We start from the raw sequence: 14679 nt of genomic DNA on the forward strand, positions 1-14679 counted from the left end.
ATTTTCCTTACGCTCTCTAGCGTTTAAAACTAAAATGATTTACTCTTCCAGATAAACAAGATGTCCTTCAAAATCATCATCAAGATTCTTCAGAATTTTGGCTTCATCCATTTTTTTGATCAAAGCATCTACAAAGAAGCTTTTTTCAAAGAACTGGCGATGAATTCCGGGTAAAATTTCCATAAAATAATCCATTCCGATTTTGTTGTTATGGAGATCCATTTTGGTTTCCAAAGGCTCATTAGGGAAGAGTTCTTCATGCATATCTGTGATTCTTTTACAAAAATCCAGCGCTTTTTTAGGGGAAGAGATCTTGCAGCAGTACATCATAATGAAGCAGCACCACAGCGCGTGTCTGAAAGCATTTCCAATTCCATTGTTGGAGGCCGTTGCAGGAAATTTTTTCTGTGCAATGGTAAACGCTTTTACTGTTGCATAAAAACTCAGTAAAGCGAAAAGAGGATGAGGAAGGACAAGTGATAAAAGACGGATAATCTTTTTAAAACTCATGCTTCGGATGGTATTGAAAAATATCTTAAAAGTCCTCATAAATAAAAATCTCTCCCTAATTAGAGAGAGATTGTATTGTTTTTGTTACAGATACTATGCTTTTACAGCTAATAAATTAACTGTCTTGGCAACAGTATCCTGAATTTCAGTTCTTTTTACGATGAAATCTACAAATCCTTTTTCCTGTAAGAATTCTGATGTCTGGAATCCTTCCGGTAAGTCTCTACCGATTGTTTCACGAATTACTCTTGGTCCTGCGAAACCAATCAGTGCTCCCGGTTCTGCCATAATAATATCAGCGGTCATTGCGAAAGAAGCAGTGATTCCTCCGAATGTAGGGTCGCAAAGGTAAGCGATGTATAAAAGTCCAGCTTCAGAAAGCTGAGCTAATTTAGCCTGAACTTTTGCCAGCTGCATCAAAGAGTAAGTAGCCTCCTGCATTCTTGCTCCTCCGGACTGACAGATAATCATATACGGAAGTTTGTGTGCAATACAGTAATCTACTGCTCTTCTGATCTTTTCTCCCATTACAGAACCCAAAGATCCACCAATGAAAGCAAAATCCATACAAGAAACTACCATTTCAGTTCCTTTTACAGTTCCTACAGCGTTTCTGATAGAATCTGTAAGCTTTGTTTTAGCTTTTACTTCTTTCAAACGGTCTTTGTAAGGCTTTGTATCTTTGAAGTTTAAGATATCAATACTTTCAACATTGGCATCCAGTTCGGTAAATTTACCACCGTCAAAAAGGATGTCAAAAAATTCTGCACTTCCTATTCTTACATGAAATCCGTCTTCAGGAGAAACATAGTTATTTCTCTTTAGTTCATCATGTTCCACTACTTTTCCGGATGGAGTCTGATGCCAAAGGCCTTTGGGAACGTCTTTTTTCTCATCAGTAGAAGTGGTAATGTTTTTTGCTTTTCTTTTAAACCAGTCGAATGCCATTTTTGCTTGTATTAATGTATAAATGTAAAATGTACCAATGTAAATGCATTCCTATGAATACTTTTTACATTGGTACAAATGTACAGTTCTTATTTTAAAGTATCTACGTTATTTAAATCTTCAAATGCTTTTACCAATCTTGCAGAGAATGTGTCCTCACCTTTTCTTACCCAAACTCTTGGGTCATAGAATTTTTTGTTAGGTTTTTCTTCTCCTTCAGGGTTTCCGATCTGAGCTCTTAAATAATCAATATTGTTGATCATATAATCTCTGATGCCTTCTGTGTATGCAAACTGAAGGTCAGTATCGATGTTCATTTTGATAACTCCGTAGTCGATAGCCTCTCTGATCTCCTCTAAAGTAGATCCTGAACCTCCGTGGAATACAAAGTTGATAGGTTTTGCAGCTGTTCCGAATTTTTCCTGAACATATTTCTGAGAATTGTCAAGGATTTTCGGCGTAAGAACTACGTTACCTGGCTTGTAAACTCCGTGAACGTTACCGAAAGCAGCCGCGATTGTGAAGTTATCAGAAATAGCTTTTAATTTTTCATAAGTATAAGCTACGTCTTCAGGCTGAGTATATAATTTTGAGTTATCAACGTCTGAGTTGTCAACACCATCTTCTTCACCTCCTGTTACCCCGATTTCTACTTCAAGAGTCATCTGAAGCTTAGCCATTCTTTCGAAATATTTAGAAGAAATTTCAAGGTTTTCTTCTAAAGACTCTTCAGAAAGGTCTAACATGTGAGAAGAGTAAAGAGATTTTCCTGTCTGCTTGAAGAATTCTTCGTTAGCATCCATCAATCCGTCGATCCAAGGAAGTAATTTCTTTGCACAGTGGTCTGTGTGTAGAATTACCGTTGCTCCGTAAGCTTCTGCAAGAGTGTGAATATGTTTTGCTCCAGCAATTGCTCCTAAGATTGCAGACTTTTGTCCGTCATTGCTTAATCCTTTCCCTGCATTGAAAGCAGCTCCTCCATTTGAAAACTGAATAATTACAGGAGCGTTTAATTTCGCTGCAGTTTCCATTGTAGCGTTTACGTTGCTTGATCCAATTACGTTTACTGCAGGTAATGCAAATTTGTTTTCTTTAGCATACTGAAAGATATCAGTAACTAACTGACCTGTGGCAACTCCTGCCGGAAAAATTCTGCTCATGTTTTACTTTTTATTATAAATTTATTAGGTGTTTTAATTTCGTGTAAAGGTAATCATTTTTAAGAAATTACTAGTTTCTTTTATCTCTGCCCCAAAGGAGCTTCTGACGGATGGTTTCATAGAAACTCAAACTGTTGGGCTGCACCAGAAGAAGCTGGAATTTTGCCTTTTTAATGATGATTTCCTTGTCGGTTTCAATATGTATCAGTCGGGAATCTAAGGAAAGAGAGTATTGCGGTACGCGGCTTTCCACCCTGAATTTTATTTCTACTTTATCATTCACAACCAGCGGCCTCACATTCAGATTGTGAGGAGCAATTGGAGTAATGACAAAATTTTCGTTATTGGGAGAAATGATAGGGCCTCCGCAGCTCAGAGAGTAGGCGGTAGAACCTGTAGGTGTTGAAATGATCACGCCGTCACCCCAGAATACATTCAAAAATTCGTCATTGATATAAGAGTCAACGGTAATCATGGAGGTGGTTTCTTTTCGGGAAACGGTAACGTCGTTTAATGCGTAAGGAAAAACTCCCTCCAGTTTTGGAGAAACCACTTCAATTACAGAACGGCGGCTTGTTTTTACATTTCCTTTTAAGATGGAATCCAGTTCCTTAAAGGCTTCTTCTTTCGTGAAAAAAGCTAAAAATCCAAGCCTTCCTGTATTCACTCCAACCACCGGAATTTCAAGATCTTCAATAAATGTCAGAGAGTTGACAATGGTTCCGTCTCCACCAAAAGTGAAAAACAGATCCACTTCTTTATCCAGAAGATCCTGTTTGGAATTGAAAGTTTCGAATATTTTTGAAAACTGAAGTGCTTCAGCCATTTCATCATACAGAACAGATTTTACACCTCTTGCTTCAAGTTCAGAGATAAACTTGCTTAAATATAAAAAAGTATCAAGATCTTTTTTCTGAGAATATATGGCTGCCTTCATGTTATATTTCTATGAATTTTTGTAAAAAACCATAACGGTCTTTAAACAGATCGGTTTTCTCATCAGAATAATATTTTTCAACGATTCTGTAGTCATACCGGTCAAAAGTAGCGTCTATCGAGGCCAGATTTTCATTGCTGATCTTTATGGTGACCTGAACTACCTCTTCAGACATAAAGCTTATAAACCCTCCGTAAAATTTCGAATTGTTGCTTTCCACAATGTTGGTAATTTCCGTCATAGAATATTTTCTGGCCGGAGTTTCTACGGTAAGAATAGCTCCTGTTTCTGAAAATAAAGGATAACGGGAAAGGTCCTGAAAAACATCTTCACAGGTAATATACCCCAGATATTTTTCATTTTTATTAATCACCGGAATCACATTGGAGCTGAAAGTATAAAACAGGCGGATACTGTCCATGACATTGTTGTCCTCCAGAATTGCAAACCGTTCAATCTGGTGTTCCAGATCCTTCAGTGTTCCTCCATCTTCTTCATACAGGAAGTCCATGGCAATGGCTCCGAAGAAGTGATGAGATTTTTTGATGAAAACATGAGAATATCCGAAGTCTTCCAACAGGTTTCTGGCCGACTCTATGGAGTCAGACAGGCTAAAACATGGAAAGTCTTTTGAGATATAGTCCTTGATAAACATTGTGCTAATTTATAAAAAATTAAACGAAACTTTTTCTGAAAACCTTACTTTTTTTAAGATGAAACAAAAAAAATGCCGTCAAAATTTGTTTGTAAAAAAAAATAAAGTACCTTTGTCGCCTTTCATTTTTACTTTTTATTAGATTTATTTCAAACTGCACTGTCTACTAAGGACATATGCAGTTTTTTTATTTTAATGCTTTTGCAAATTCCCACATCACAATTCCGGCGCACACACTTACATTAAGAGAATGCTTGGTTCCAAGTTGTGGAATTTCTAAAAATACGTCAATATTCGGAAGTACTTCATCGCTGATTCCTTCTACTTCGTTTCCTAAAATTAAGGCATATTTTTTTGATCTGTCGATGGTGAAATCCGTAAGAAGTTGACTGTCGGTAGTCTGCTCGATCCCGATGATTTCGTATCCTTTGCTTTTCAGATCAGCAATCGCGTTGTTGGTATCTGCGTCATGAGACCAGTCTACACTTTCCGTTGCTCCCAATGCCGCTTTATGAATCTCTCGGTGAGGTGGCTGCGGGGTGATTCCGCAAAGGATTATTTTTTCAATTAAGAAGGCATCTGCCGTTCTGAAGGCTGCACCTACATTGTGCATACTTCTGATATTATCTAAAATGATGACCAACGGAATTTTTTCAACCTTCTTAAATGTTTCTACATCTATTCTGTTAAGTTCTTCCAGTTTTAGTTTCTGTACCAATTGTATTATTTTGTTGAGATTAATTTTCCGTCTTTATAGACCTCTGTTTTTTCTATGCTTCCGTCTTCACGGTAATGAACTCTGTTGCCGTTTCTTTTATCGTTGGCAAGTTCAGTTTCACGCTGTAATTTTCCAGATGGATAAAAGACTTTCCATTTTCCGGTAGCCAGCCCGTTGTCATACTGGCCAATATCTTTTATTGATTTTCCATCTTCATGAAAGGTCTTGCTTTCTCCCTGTAATTTATTGAATTTGTAATTGGAAATTTCAGTTATTTTACCTGCAGGAGAATAAAAAGTAGCGGTAAGGCTGTTATCATAAATATTCTTCTCCCCATTTCTGAAAACTTCCTTGGAAGTAAGAACTCCATTTTTATCAAAATACGACCATTCTTTTACTTTGTATCCTTTTTTATATTCTCCTTTCGACTGCACTTTTCCGTTATCATAATAAAAAACAGCATCGCCATCCAGTTTCCCTTTTTTCCATTCCACAGTATTTTTTACCTGGCCATTGTCATAAAATTCTTTACAGGTTCCTTCCTGTAATCCGTCTTTATATCCACAAGGTTTCTGTGCCGTGATCAGGACAGCAGTGGAAAAAAACAATAGAAACATGTACTTCATAGCTATTTTTAATTCAAAAATAGTAAAATACTTATATTTGACTCAAAAATATACTATGAAAAAATTATTCACATTATTCATATTAATATGGGGATTTATTTACCTGAGTGCACAAAATACTTATTATCCTCAAGCTTTTTTTGATAAAAAGCTCGCAAGAGACATGCTTGGATTTGGAAACTCTACCATTGAAGGAGTGGCTTCTACCAAACAAAAAAACAACTGGGGAATCAAACCGTTACTTGGAGAAAAGCATTATGCTCCCAAAGGTACGGTTGTTATGCTTTTTCCTGTTACTCCTTATTTCCAGGAATTTTATGACATGAGAAGAAAATATGAAAATAAAAAGACCACCGTATATATGTCAGAAGAGGCTTTTAAATACAGAGTGGAAGCTTTAACCGATGACCATGGGAGATTTAAATTTGAAAAACTCAAACCCGGGAAATATTATCTTGAAACCATTGTCAACTTTACTGCAACGGCAAGTTATCAGCAGCAGACAGGAACCTCAGATGCTTATAACGGCTATGGAGCTTATCTGTATTCCACTCCTATATACAGTACCTTTTTCTACGGATATTCTGCTGCCAACAGGGAAAGCAAATTTGTAGAGATAAAACAGGATGGCGAACTTAAAGAAATCAAGCTTTAAAAGCTTGATTTTTTATTTTCTGATCATAATCTGCTGTACATTTTTCTCAATGTTCTGGGCTAAGGTTTCCATAGGAATATCATTTTCATCGTTATTGAACGGATCTTCAATTTCTTCTGCAATAAGTTCAAGGCTCATCAATACATAATACACAAAAACAGTAAGCGGAATCATAAAAAGCCCTATTGTAATAACGTAAGCAATAGGAAGCGCAAAAACATACAGAATAATAAATTTCTTGATGAAAGAAGAATAGGAATAAGGAATCGGTGTGTTTTTGATTCTTTCACAACCTCCACATACATCCAGAAAGCCGGAAAGCTGGGTATCTAAATACAGCATTTCAACTTCAGAAACTTTTCCTTCTTTTTTTAATTGATTCAGTTTATGGCTTAATAGAATAACAATTTCACTTGGTCCATGGTTTTTCAACGAATTTTCAATTTCAGAATAATCTTCATCCAAAGCCAGCCTTGTAGATTCCTTGGAAAGGTGTTTGGCTAAAAAGTGCGGGAAATATTTTAAATATCTAGCAATCTGCTCAGCATCCTGGCGGTTATCGCCAAGAATCGTATTGATTTTTATGGCAAAGTTTCTGGTATCATTCACCAGTTTTCCCCAAAGTTTTCGACCTTCCCACCATCTGTCATAGGCAGTATTCGTTCTGAAAACCAGCAAAAGTGAAAGCACAAAACCCAGCAGAGAATGAATCATGCCTACATTACTCACTCCTGATTTTGTGGTAAGGTGCAGATATTCAACTTCCAGATACTGAATTCCCCAGGAATATAATCCTACAAGAATCATACTCGGGAAAAGAATTTTTAAAGTATCACTTTTGTGTAAACTGAAAAGGATTTTAATGAAATGTTTGGTATTATAGACTCTCATAAACTCGCTTATTACTACAAATATAATTTTTTCATCTGAGCTCTGCTAATTAAGTAAGGAAGTCTGAAGACGGAAGTGAGAAGTTATGGAAGCCAAAGAAGAAGTTTGAGTTTTCCATAAAAAATCTTTTAAGCAATGATGTATAAAGGTTTGCAGACAAATATTAACTTCCGGCATCGATCTTCCAGCTTCCAGCCTTTTTAATCTTAATTTTCTCACGTTTCAAAAAAACACTATTTTTAGTTCGCATTAAATACAAAATACATGATCCTCGAAAACGTAGATATTGTAAATGATATCAGTAAAGAAGATTTTCAGAAAAATTATTTTAAAAAGCAAAAACCTCTTTTGATTAAGAATTTTGCCAGCCGGTGGGAGGCTTTTGACAAATGGAATCTTGCCTATATCAAAGAAAAGGCAGGAGATCAGGAAGTTCCCTTATATGATAACAAACCGGCTGATGCCGCCAAAAGTTCTGATGCTCCGGTTACCCGTATGAAAATGAAGGACTATATTGACACCATCAAAAGCAAGCCTTCTGATCTGCGAATTTTTTTCTATATCATTACAGACAGGCTTCCTGAGCTGCTGAAAAACTTTACTTACCCTGATCTTGGAATAAAATTTTTTAAAAGACTGCCCACATTATTCTTCGGTGGAAGTGAGGCCCATGTTTTAATGCATTATGATGTGGATCTGGGTGATTTTATGCATATCCATTTCGAAGGAAAGAAAAGGATTTTATTATTTGATCAGAAGCAGTCGCGCTTTTTATATAAAGTTCCTTTATCCGTTCATACCATTTACGAGGTTGATTATGAAAATCCGGATTATGAGAAGTTTCCGGCGCTGAAATATGCCAAAGGATACGAAATCTTCATGGAGCATGGTGATGCCCTTTTTATTCCCGGGGCATTCTGGCACTTCAACAGATATCTGGAACCAGGTTTTTCTCTTTCACTGAGAGCTCTTCCCAATAAACCCAATGTCTTTGCCAGTATGCTCTATCATGTTTTCATTATGAGGTACACGGATAAACTAATGCGTAAGCTTTTCAAAGCCAAATGGGTGAATTATAAGCAGAAATGGGCCTACAAGAAAAGTTCCGAGGCTTTGGAAAAGCATCTTTCTAAATGATAAGAATTAGAGTTTAGATAATTTTAACGCATTGAACGCTAGTTTAATGCTTATCTGTTTATAAAGGTTCGCAAAGGCATTTCATTCAGCGAGAAAAGCAATTCAATTGCTAAATGAAAGCCTGTGCGAACGAAAATAAGAAGCATCAATATCAATTTTCTTTGCTTCCTAGCGTTAAATTTTTGAACTTATTTATTGATAAGCCCGAAGATGGTTGCATCTACGAATTTCCCTTTTTCAAAGAAATAATCTTTCAACGTCCCTTCTTTGCTGAAATTTAAAGAAGTCAACAGTCTTTCAGAAGAAATATTGGAAGGATCTATGAAAGCATCTACACGGTGAAGCCTCATTGTTTCAAATCCGTAGGTTAAAATAGGAAGAATGGCTTCTTTCATATAGGATTGCTGCCAGAATTTGGGATTGAGTTCATAGCCGATTTCTGCTCTGAAATGTTCCCTGTACCAGTTGTGATAGCCGCAGGTTCCAATAACTTTTGCGGTGGATTTCAGTTCCAGAGCCCATCTGAAGCCTTTTCCCTTTTCGAATTCACTGTTAAAATGCTGGATGATGCGACGGGAGTCGTCTTCCGTCTTGAAGGTATCCAGATCATAATATTCCATAACTTCATCCAGAGAAAAGTATTCAAAAAGATCTTGGGTATCATTAAAAGTAAGCTGACGCAAAATAAGCCTTTCAGTCTCTAAAACAGGAAATTCCATGAATAATGTGATTTGATGGCTGAAAAATACGATTAATTACTGATAAAGAAAAGTATAGAAGATTAACCCCTAAACAATTCTCTTACCCTGAATTTATTTTTTTAAATTTGGGGCTCATTTTTTACTATGGCAAAAACGAAGAAGGAAACTCCATTAATGACTCAGTACAATACCATCAAGGGTAAATATCCGGATGCGCTATTGCTTTTCAGGGTAGGGGACTTTTATGAAACTTTTGGGCAGGATGCTGTGAAAACATCCCAGATCTTAGGAATTGTCCTTACCAAAAGAAATAATGGAGAAGGCAGTGTAGAACTTGCAGGATTTCCACACCATTCAATAGACTCTTATCTTCCAAAACTGGTAAGAGCGGGAATGAGAGTTGCGATCTGTGATCAGCTGGAAGATCCGAAAATGGTGAAAGGAATTGTAAAACGTGGTGTTACTGAACTGGTTACACCTGGTGTTACTTTCAATGACCAGGTTTTGAATTCCAAAAAGAACAACTTCCTTCTTTCATTACACAAGGAAAAAGAGAAGTACGGAATTGCTTTAGTGGATATTTCCACAGGAGAGTTTCTGGTAAGCGAAGGAAACCTGGAAAAGCTTTTACACATTGTAAATACCTTTGATCCGAGTGAGATTATTTTCCAGAGAAGTACACAGATTCCAGAACAGATCAAAAATAAAAATGCCTTTAAGCTTGAAGACTGGGCTTTTCAATATAATTTTGCCTACGAAAAATTAACAAATCACTTTAAAACCAATTCATTAAAAGGTTTTGGAGTGGAAGGTCTTCCGCTGGCCATTACAGCAGCAGGAGCTATTTTTGCTTATCTTGTAGAAGATACCCATCATAATCTGCTGGCTCATATTACGAAACTGCAGATCATTCCGCAGGAAGATTATCTGATGATGGATAATTTTACCCTGAGAAACCTTGAAATTGTTTATCCAAGCAATCCACAGGGAAAATCTCTGCTTGATATCATTGATAAAACATCTACTCCGATGGGAGGAAGATTGTTGAGAAGAAGAATTATTCTTCCTTTAAAATCTGTGGATGAGATCATGAGAAGACTATCTCTGATTGATTTCTTAAATGAAAACGATGCACTGAAATATGAAATCTGCCAGCTTCTGAAATCCATTTCTGATCTTGACCGGTTGATGGGAAAACTGGCTGCAGAAAAAATTTCACCTAAAGAACTGGGATATTTACGTCAGAGTTTAATTAATATTCATAAAATCAAAGCTTTATTGCATCCTCATGCAGCTGTTTTGGAGTGGTTAGAGCCTTTATTTGATCTGGAAGAACTGATTAAATTTTTGCAAAATCACCTTAATGAAGAACTGCCGGTAAGTATTGCGAAAGGAAATATCATTAAAGAAGGAGTTTCAGAAGAGCTTGACAGACTGAGAAATCTTCAGAGTAAAGGACGCGGTTTCCTGGATGAAATGTGTCAGAGGGAAATTGAAAGAACTGGGATTACCAGCCTTAAAATTGATTTTAACAACGTTTTCGGATATTATATTGAAGTCCGAAATACCCATAAAGATAAAGTTCCGGATGACTGGGTAAGAAAGCAAACCTTAGTGAATGCTGAAAGATACATTACCGAAGAGCTGAAAGAATACGAAAACCAAATCCTTGGCGCCGAAGAAAAAATAGGTGTTCTGGAAACATCCCTGTACAGAAATGTATGTGGGGAAACAATGGTTTATATTGATCAGATCCAAGGGAATTCCAATATCATTGCCCAGCTTGATGTGGCAGCGGGATTGTCTGAACTTGCTGTATCTGAGAGTTATACAAAGCCCGTTTTGAATGACGGTTATGCTATCGATTTAAAAGAAGCAAGACACCCGATCATTGAAAATGCACTTCCGTTAGGAGAAAAATACATCCCGAATGATATCTTCCTGGATAAGGATTCGCAGCAGATTATTATGGTAACAGGGCCTAACATGGCCGGTAAATCGGCAATTCTGCGTCAGACAGCGATTGTATGTCTTCTGGCACAGATTGGAAGTTTTGTGCCTGCAAAACATGCGGAGATCGGGATGCTGGATAAAATCTTTACAAGAGTAGGAGCTACCGATAATATTTCTGCCGGAGAATCTACTTTCATGGTAGAGATGAACGAGGCAGCCAATATTCTGAACAATATTTCAGAACGAAGCCTGATTTTACTGGACGAAATCGGTCGTGGAACTTCAACATATGACGGAGTTTCCATTGCATGGGCTATTGCAGAATATCTTCATCAGCACCCAACGCAGGCAAAAACTTTATTTGCAACGCATTATCATGAGTTGAACGAAATGACCGTGAATTTTGAAAGAGTGAAAAATTTCCATGTTTCTATCCAGGAAAACAAAGGGAATATTATTTTCCTGAGAAAGCTTGTTCCGGGCGGTAGTGAGCACAGTTTCGGTATTCACGTGGCAAAACTGGCCGGAATGCCTGTCAAAGTGGTCAACAGAGCGAATGAGATTCTTAAAACCCTTGAAGCAAGCAGAACGCAGGGAAGTGGAAGTACTTCTGAAAGTATCAAAAGAGTGACAGAAGAAAATATGCAGCTTTCTTTCTTCCAATTGGATGATCCTGTTCTTGAGAATATCCGGGAAGAACTGACGAAAATAGATATCAATACTTTAACACCTATTGAAGCTTTAATGAAGCTGAATGCGATAAAAAAAATGATTGGAGGGTAATCCAATCATTTTTTTACAGTTGTTTTGTGTTAGCAGCAGAATCCATCCTGCATCCCGGGAACACCATATCGTTCTTCTCCGGTATGAGGATCTGTACAGCTGATTACTCTTGGGCATACTGGCCTGTTTGCTCCGCCGCTGATTTCTTTCAGCTCAATTTTACTCAATTTTCTTTTCTGATTTTTTAAATTTTTCATAATAATTTTAATTTGGTAAAAGCTAATTTACAAGTTATTTTATTATGTTCAAAATATTGTGAGTCAAATTGTTAACTTTTCAAATCGAAAATCTATTTTATAAAAAAAGATTGAGGGCTACCTCAATCCTTATTGATCTAACAAAGTGTATGTGATCCTAACAGCAATAGCCATTTTTGTCACCAGCACCTAGCTGCCATTCTTCAAATTCGCCTCTGCGGCAGAATCCATCCCAGCATACTCTGCCACTTCCTGTAATTTCTTTTAACTCACTTTTTGTCAGTTTTCTTTTTTTGAATGTTTGATTTTTTCATGATGATTTGATTTTGGTTATTGTTTTTAGTGTATTGGATTAGCAGCAAAATCCGGTGCTGTCTAAAGGTCCTATGGTATATTCATCATCTGTTCCTCTTACCCTGCAAAGACCTTCCCAGCATATCCCTGGTCCATTTCCTCCTGTAATGTTTTTCAATGCCTTTTTAGTCAGTTTTTTCTGATTGTTTGATTTTTTCATGGTATTTTTAGTTTGATTCAAATCAAATATATAAAAATCATCTATATAATTCTAATGCTTGTGAAAAAATTAACATATCTGCAAAAAAAAGAGCCTTGTCGGCTCTCTTTATTATAAATGATTGTATTCATAGGTAATCAATTCACTATTCGTTACCCCCGCTCCTGTCTTATTATAGTATGTTTTGACATTTTTTGTTGGGTATCCGCTGTTATTATATTCGTAAGTGGATTTAAAGATTGTCCACTCAGCACTTCCTGCTCCATCGTTATAATTAAGAACATAATTATAACTTAGTATATTGTGTGCAGACCCGCTTTCATCTTCGGTATCAATAATTTTTAAAAAACCTGTTATATTCTTGAAAGGTACATTCTTGGTATCATATACAATAGGCTGTAAAGCACCTGTTCCACTATAAAAACCTCCTGTATTATTAGGTACGGATGCTGTTTCTGTCCAGCTGCTAAGCGAACCATCAGCATTTAATGTTGCGGTTTTGCTGCCTGTTCTTATAGACGAAGATCCGGTAAAGTTTGCCGTATAGGTAATTTTTACACTATTACCTGAAAGATAATTATAATTGGTTTCCACTGTAGAAACCTTTCCGGAAGAAAGGGAAGTTTCACTATATACTTTTTTGCTCAATCTGCTGCTTCCATCATAAGTATATGTCGTTTTATAGCTTGTGCTTGAACCCGTTGTTACCTGCTGGGTAATCAAATCTCCCGAATAGCTGAAAAGAGTAACTTCACCAGTGCTGATGTTTTTAATCTGGGAAATTTTTGAACCATTGTAGGTAAACGTTGATGTATCTCCGTCAGCAACCATTTTGGTTACTAAAACCGGGCTATTATCATTATTATTACCGTTGTTGTTAGATGATGTATCATCATCGCTGCTGCTTGTACATGATGCCAAAAAGAAAACTGGCAATAGTAAATAAAATTTTTTCATGATTTTGATTTAACGATGTAAAAATATCAAAAAAATGAATTAATGGCCAAATAAATAGGATTTTTTAAAAAAAATGATCAATTGTATGAATTTTATTTTTGTATATTGTTGGATTGTAGTTGTTTGTGTCTTGATAATGAAAAATATAATAAAAATATTAACCCTGTTTTTATTCTGTACGGTTTTTAAAGCTCAGCAGACAGAGGTTTCTGTAGTAAAATATGAAGATATCGAGAAGAGAATTCAGCAGGAAAAAGATAAATTGCTTGTGGTCAACTTCTGGTCTACAACCTGTGGTCCATGCGTAAAAGAACTTCCTCATTTTATGGAGGTAAATACTAAATATGCAGATAATGAGAAGTATAAGATGATTCTGGTCTCGTTGGACAGACTGGCGGATCAAGAAAGAGTCTTGAAATTTATTAAAAATAAAAATCTGACTGCTGAAGTACTTTTGTTAGATGATATTAAAAGGATGAACACCTGGATTCCAAGATTTGAAAAAGACTGGGATGGAAGTATTCCGGTAACATTATTCTACAAAAACGGATCAAAAATCCATTTCAATGACGGTGAGATGAGCAAAGAAGATCTGGAAAAAACAATTAAAGAAAATCTACAATAAATAATTAAATTATGAAAAATCTGAAAATTGTAATGACTGCATTCATCGTTGGGCTAGGATTACTAAGTTTTACAGCGAAAGATGATGATAAAAATATAAGACAGAAAGAGAATATTTTATTTGTAAAAGGCTATGAAGTAGGGGACGAAGCTACCGATTTTAAGCTTAAAAATATCGACGGGAAAATGGTTTCCCTAAGTGATTTTAAAAGCGCAAAGGGATTCATAGTAGTATTTACTTGTAATCACTGTCCTTATGCTAAAAAATATGAGGACAGAATCATTGAACTGGATAAAAAATATAAAACTCAAGGCTATCCGGTCATTGCCATTAATCCTAATGATCCCAACGTACAGCCCGAAGATGGCTATCAGCAGATGATCGAAAGAGCAAAGCAGAAAGGATTTACTTTTCCTTATCTTGTAGATGAAGGGCAGAAAATTTATCCTCAATACGGTGCTACAAAGACTCCGCATGTTTTTGTGCTGAAAAAAGAAAACGGAAAGAACATCGTAAAATACATTGGTGCTATCGACAACAATTATGATAATCCGAATGATGTCTCAGAATACTATGCTCAGGATGCCGTAAATGCTCTGATTAAAGGAGAACCTGTAAAAATGACTAAAACAGTAGCCATCGGATGTACAATCAAAGTAAAGAAATAATATATTTGTCTTTATAAAATGATAAGATCGGTGTTCTTAGAATG

The 14679-nt window shown here is 36.3% G+C and carries 17 protein-coding genes; 5 read left to right on the forward strand and 12 right to left on the reverse strand.

Features of this window, described 5'->3' with window-relative positions; all coding sequences use genetic code 11:
- Positions 1 to 39: 39 nt before the first annotated feature.
- From PZ898_RS15330 to PZ898_RS15360, 7 genes are all read right to left on the reverse strand, one after another.
- Entirely contained in the window at positions 40 to 549 is a 510-nt protein-coding gene (locus tag PZ898_RS15330) for a hypothetical protein (protein WP_123278701.1), read from the reverse strand.
- Between the two features lie 54 nt (positions 550 to 603).
- Positions 604 to 1458, reverse strand: coding sequence for an acetyl-CoA carboxylase, carboxyltransferase subunit beta (accD, locus tag PZ898_RS15335; protein ID WP_002982142.1), 855 nt, complete (start codon positions 1456 to 1458; stop codon positions 604 to 606).
- A gap of 89 nt (positions 1459 to 1547) precedes the next feature.
- A complete protein-coding gene (gene fbaA / locus PZ898_RS15340; protein ID WP_277693683.1) occupies positions 1548 to 2618 on the reverse strand; it encodes a class II fructose-bisphosphate aldolase in 1071 nt (356 codons plus the stop codon).
- 70 nt (positions 2619 to 2688) lie between these two features.
- A complete protein-coding gene (locus PZ898_RS15345) occupies positions 2689 to 3555 on the reverse strand; it encodes an NAD kinase (RefSeq protein ID WP_062672914.1) in 867 nt (288 codons plus the stop codon).
- A gap of 1 nt (position 3556) precedes the next feature.
- A complete protein-coding gene (locus PZ898_RS15350; protein ID WP_123278700.1) occupies positions 3557 to 4210 on the reverse strand; it encodes a CBS domain-containing protein in 654 nt (217 codons plus the stop codon).
- 187 nt (positions 4211 to 4397) lie between these two features.
- On the reverse strand, positions 4398 to 4928 hold the full coding sequence (locus PZ898_RS15355) for an RNA methyltransferase (RefSeq protein WP_277693684.1): 531 nt from the start codon (positions 4926 to 4928) through the stop codon (positions 4398 to 4400).
- A gap of 5 nt (positions 4929 to 4933) precedes the next feature.
- Positions 4934 to 5554, reverse strand: a complete 621-nt coding sequence (locus PZ898_RS15360) for a toxin-antitoxin system YwqK family antitoxin (protein WP_277693685.1) — start codon at positions 5552 to 5554, stop codon at positions 4934 to 4936.
- Positions 5555 to 5609: 55 nt separating this feature from the next.
- Here PZ898_RS15360 and PZ898_RS15365 point away from each other — a divergent pair, with 55 nt between their 5' ends.
- The gene (locus PZ898_RS15365; protein WP_228432358.1) at positions 5610 to 6209 is read left to right on the forward strand and encodes a hypothetical protein; all 600 of its coding nucleotides are present in this window, start codon (positions 5610 to 5612) and stop codon (positions 6207 to 6209) included.
- Between the two features lie 12 nt (positions 6210 to 6221).
- On the opposite strand, the gene PZ898_RS15370 is transcribed toward PZ898_RS15365, so the two are convergent.
- On the reverse strand, positions 6222 to 7100 hold the full coding sequence (locus PZ898_RS15370; RefSeq protein WP_062672924.1) for a bestrophin family ion channel: 879 nt from the start codon (positions 7098 to 7100) through the stop codon (positions 6222 to 6224).
- Positions 7101 to 7364: 264 nt separating this feature from the next.
- Here PZ898_RS15370 and PZ898_RS15375 point away from each other — a divergent pair, with 264 nt between their 5' ends.
- Positions 7365 to 8237, forward strand: coding sequence for a cupin-like domain-containing protein (locus PZ898_RS15375; RefSeq protein ID WP_277693686.1), 873 nt, complete (start codon positions 7365 to 7367; stop codon positions 8235 to 8237).
- Between the two features lie 188 nt (positions 8238 to 8425).
- Here the strand turns inward: PZ898_RS15375 and PZ898_RS15380 are convergent, their stop codons facing one another.
- Entirely contained in the window at positions 8426 to 8956 is a 531-nt protein-coding gene (locus PZ898_RS15380; protein WP_062672929.1) for a GNAT family protein, read from the reverse strand.
- A gap of 126 nt (positions 8957 to 9082) precedes the next feature.
- On the opposite strand from PZ898_RS15380, the gene mutS reads away from it, so the two are divergent.
- Positions 9083 to 11674 (forward strand): DNA mismatch repair protein MutS, encoded by a 2592-nt coding sequence (mutS, locus tag PZ898_RS15385; protein WP_062672931.1) that lies wholly within the window; start codon positions 9083 to 9085, stop codon positions 11672 to 11674.
- Between the two features lie 29 nt (positions 11675 to 11703).
- On the opposite strand, the gene PZ898_RS15390 is transcribed toward mutS, so the two are convergent.
- The 3 genes from PZ898_RS15390 to PZ898_RS15400 all read right to left on the reverse strand — a co-directional run bounded on the left by PZ898_RS15390 (position 11704) and on the right by PZ898_RS15400 (position 13342).
- Complete coding sequence (locus tag PZ898_RS15390) at positions 11704 to 11871, reverse strand: hypothetical protein (protein WP_157885766.1); 168 nt, start codon at positions 11869 to 11871, stop codon at positions 11704 to 11706.
- 352 nt (positions 11872 to 12223) lie between these two features.
- The gene (locus PZ898_RS15395; protein WP_117753098.1) at positions 12224 to 12385 is read right to left on the reverse strand and encodes a bacteriocin; all 162 of its coding nucleotides are present in this window, start codon (positions 12383 to 12385) and stop codon (positions 12224 to 12226) included.
- A 111-nt stretch (positions 12386 to 12496) separates the two neighbouring features.
- Positions 12497 to 13342 carry a hypothetical protein gene (locus PZ898_RS15400; protein ID WP_062672933.1) on the reverse strand — a complete coding sequence of 282 codons (846 nt, stop codon included), beginning with the start codon at positions 13340 to 13342 and terminating at the stop codon, positions 12497 to 12499.
- Positions 13343 to 13478: 136 nt separating this feature from the next.
- On the opposite strand from PZ898_RS15400, the gene PZ898_RS15405 reads away from it, so the two are divergent.
- Positions 13479 to 13967 carry a TlpA disulfide reductase family protein gene (locus PZ898_RS15405; protein WP_277693687.1) on the forward strand — a complete coding sequence of 163 codons (489 nt, stop codon included), beginning with the start codon at positions 13479 to 13481 and terminating at the stop codon, positions 13965 to 13967.
- 11 nt (positions 13968 to 13978) lie between these two features.
- Positions 13979 to 14635, forward strand: coding sequence for a thioredoxin family protein (locus tag PZ898_RS15410; protein WP_062672937.1), 657 nt, complete (start codon positions 13979 to 13981; stop codon positions 14633 to 14635).
- Positions 14636 to 14679 lie beyond the last annotated feature (44 nt).

It is taken from the genome of Chryseobacterium sp. WX (assembly GCF_029542485.1).
Classification (GTDB): Bacteria; Bacteroidota; Bacteroidia; order Flavobacteriales; family Weeksellaceae; genus Chryseobacterium; species Chryseobacterium cucumeris.

Bases quoted from the DNA above. Each gene is read 5' to 3' on its own strand.
- PZ898_RS15365 (WP_228432358.1), top strand. From the start codon at position 5,610: ATGAAAAAATTATTCACATTATTCATATTAATATGGGGATTTATTTAC.
- PZ898_RS15375 (WP_277693686.1), top strand. From the start codon at position 7,365: ATGATCCTCGAAAACGTAGATATTGTAAATGATATCAGTAAAGAAGAT.
- PZ898_RS15330 (WP_123278701.1), bottom strand. From the start codon at position 549: ATGAGGACTTTTAAGATATTTTTCAATACCATCCGAAGCATGAGTTTT.
- PZ898_RS15395 (WP_117753098.1), bottom strand. From the start codon at position 12,385: ATGAAAAAATCAAACAATCAGAAAAAACTGACTAAAAAGGCATTGAAA.
- PZ898_RS15390 (WP_157885766.1), bottom strand. From the start codon at position 11,871: ATGAAAAATTTAAAAAATCAGAAAAGAAAATTGAGTAAAATTGAGCTG.
- PZ898_RS15410 (WP_062672937.1), top strand. From the start codon at position 13,979: ATGAAAAATCTGAAAATTGTAATGACTGCATTCATCGTTGGGCTAGGA.
- PZ898_RS15350 (WP_123278700.1), bottom strand. From the start codon at position 4,210: ATGTTTATCAAGGACTATATCTCAAAAGACTTTCCATGTTTTAGCCTG.
- PZ898_RS15400 (WP_062672933.1), bottom strand. From the start codon at position 13,342: ATGAAAAAATTTTATTTACTATTGCCAGTTTTCTTTTTGGCATCATGT.
- PZ898_RS15360 (WP_277693685.1), bottom strand. From the start codon at position 5,554: ATGAAGTACATGTTTCTATTGTTTTTTTCCACTGCTGTCCTGATCACG.
- accD (WP_002982142.1), bottom strand. From the start codon at position 1,458: ATGGCATTCGACTGGTTTAAAAGAAAAGCAAAAAACATTACCACTTCT.
- PZ898_RS15345 (WP_062672914.1), bottom strand. From the start codon at position 3,555: ATGAAGGCAGCCATATATTCTCAGAAAAAAGATCTTGATACTTTTTTA.
- PZ898_RS15380 (WP_062672929.1), bottom strand. From the start codon at position 8,956: ATGGAATTTCCTGTTTTAGAGACTGAAAGGCTTATTTTGCGTCAGCTT.
- fbaA (WP_277693683.1), bottom strand. From the start codon at position 2,618: ATGAGCAGAATTTTTCCGGCAGGAGTTGCCACAGGTCAGTTAGTTACT.
- mutS (WP_062672931.1), top strand. From the start codon at position 9,083: ATGGCAAAAACGAAGAAGGAAACTCCATTAATGACTCAGTACAATACC.
- PZ898_RS15405 (WP_277693687.1), top strand. From the start codon at position 13,479: ATGAAAAATATAATAAAAATATTAACCCTGTTTTTATTCTGTACGGTT.
- PZ898_RS15370 (WP_062672924.1), bottom strand. From the start codon at position 7,100: ATGAGAGTCTATAATACCAAACATTTCATTAAAATCCTTTTCAGTTTA.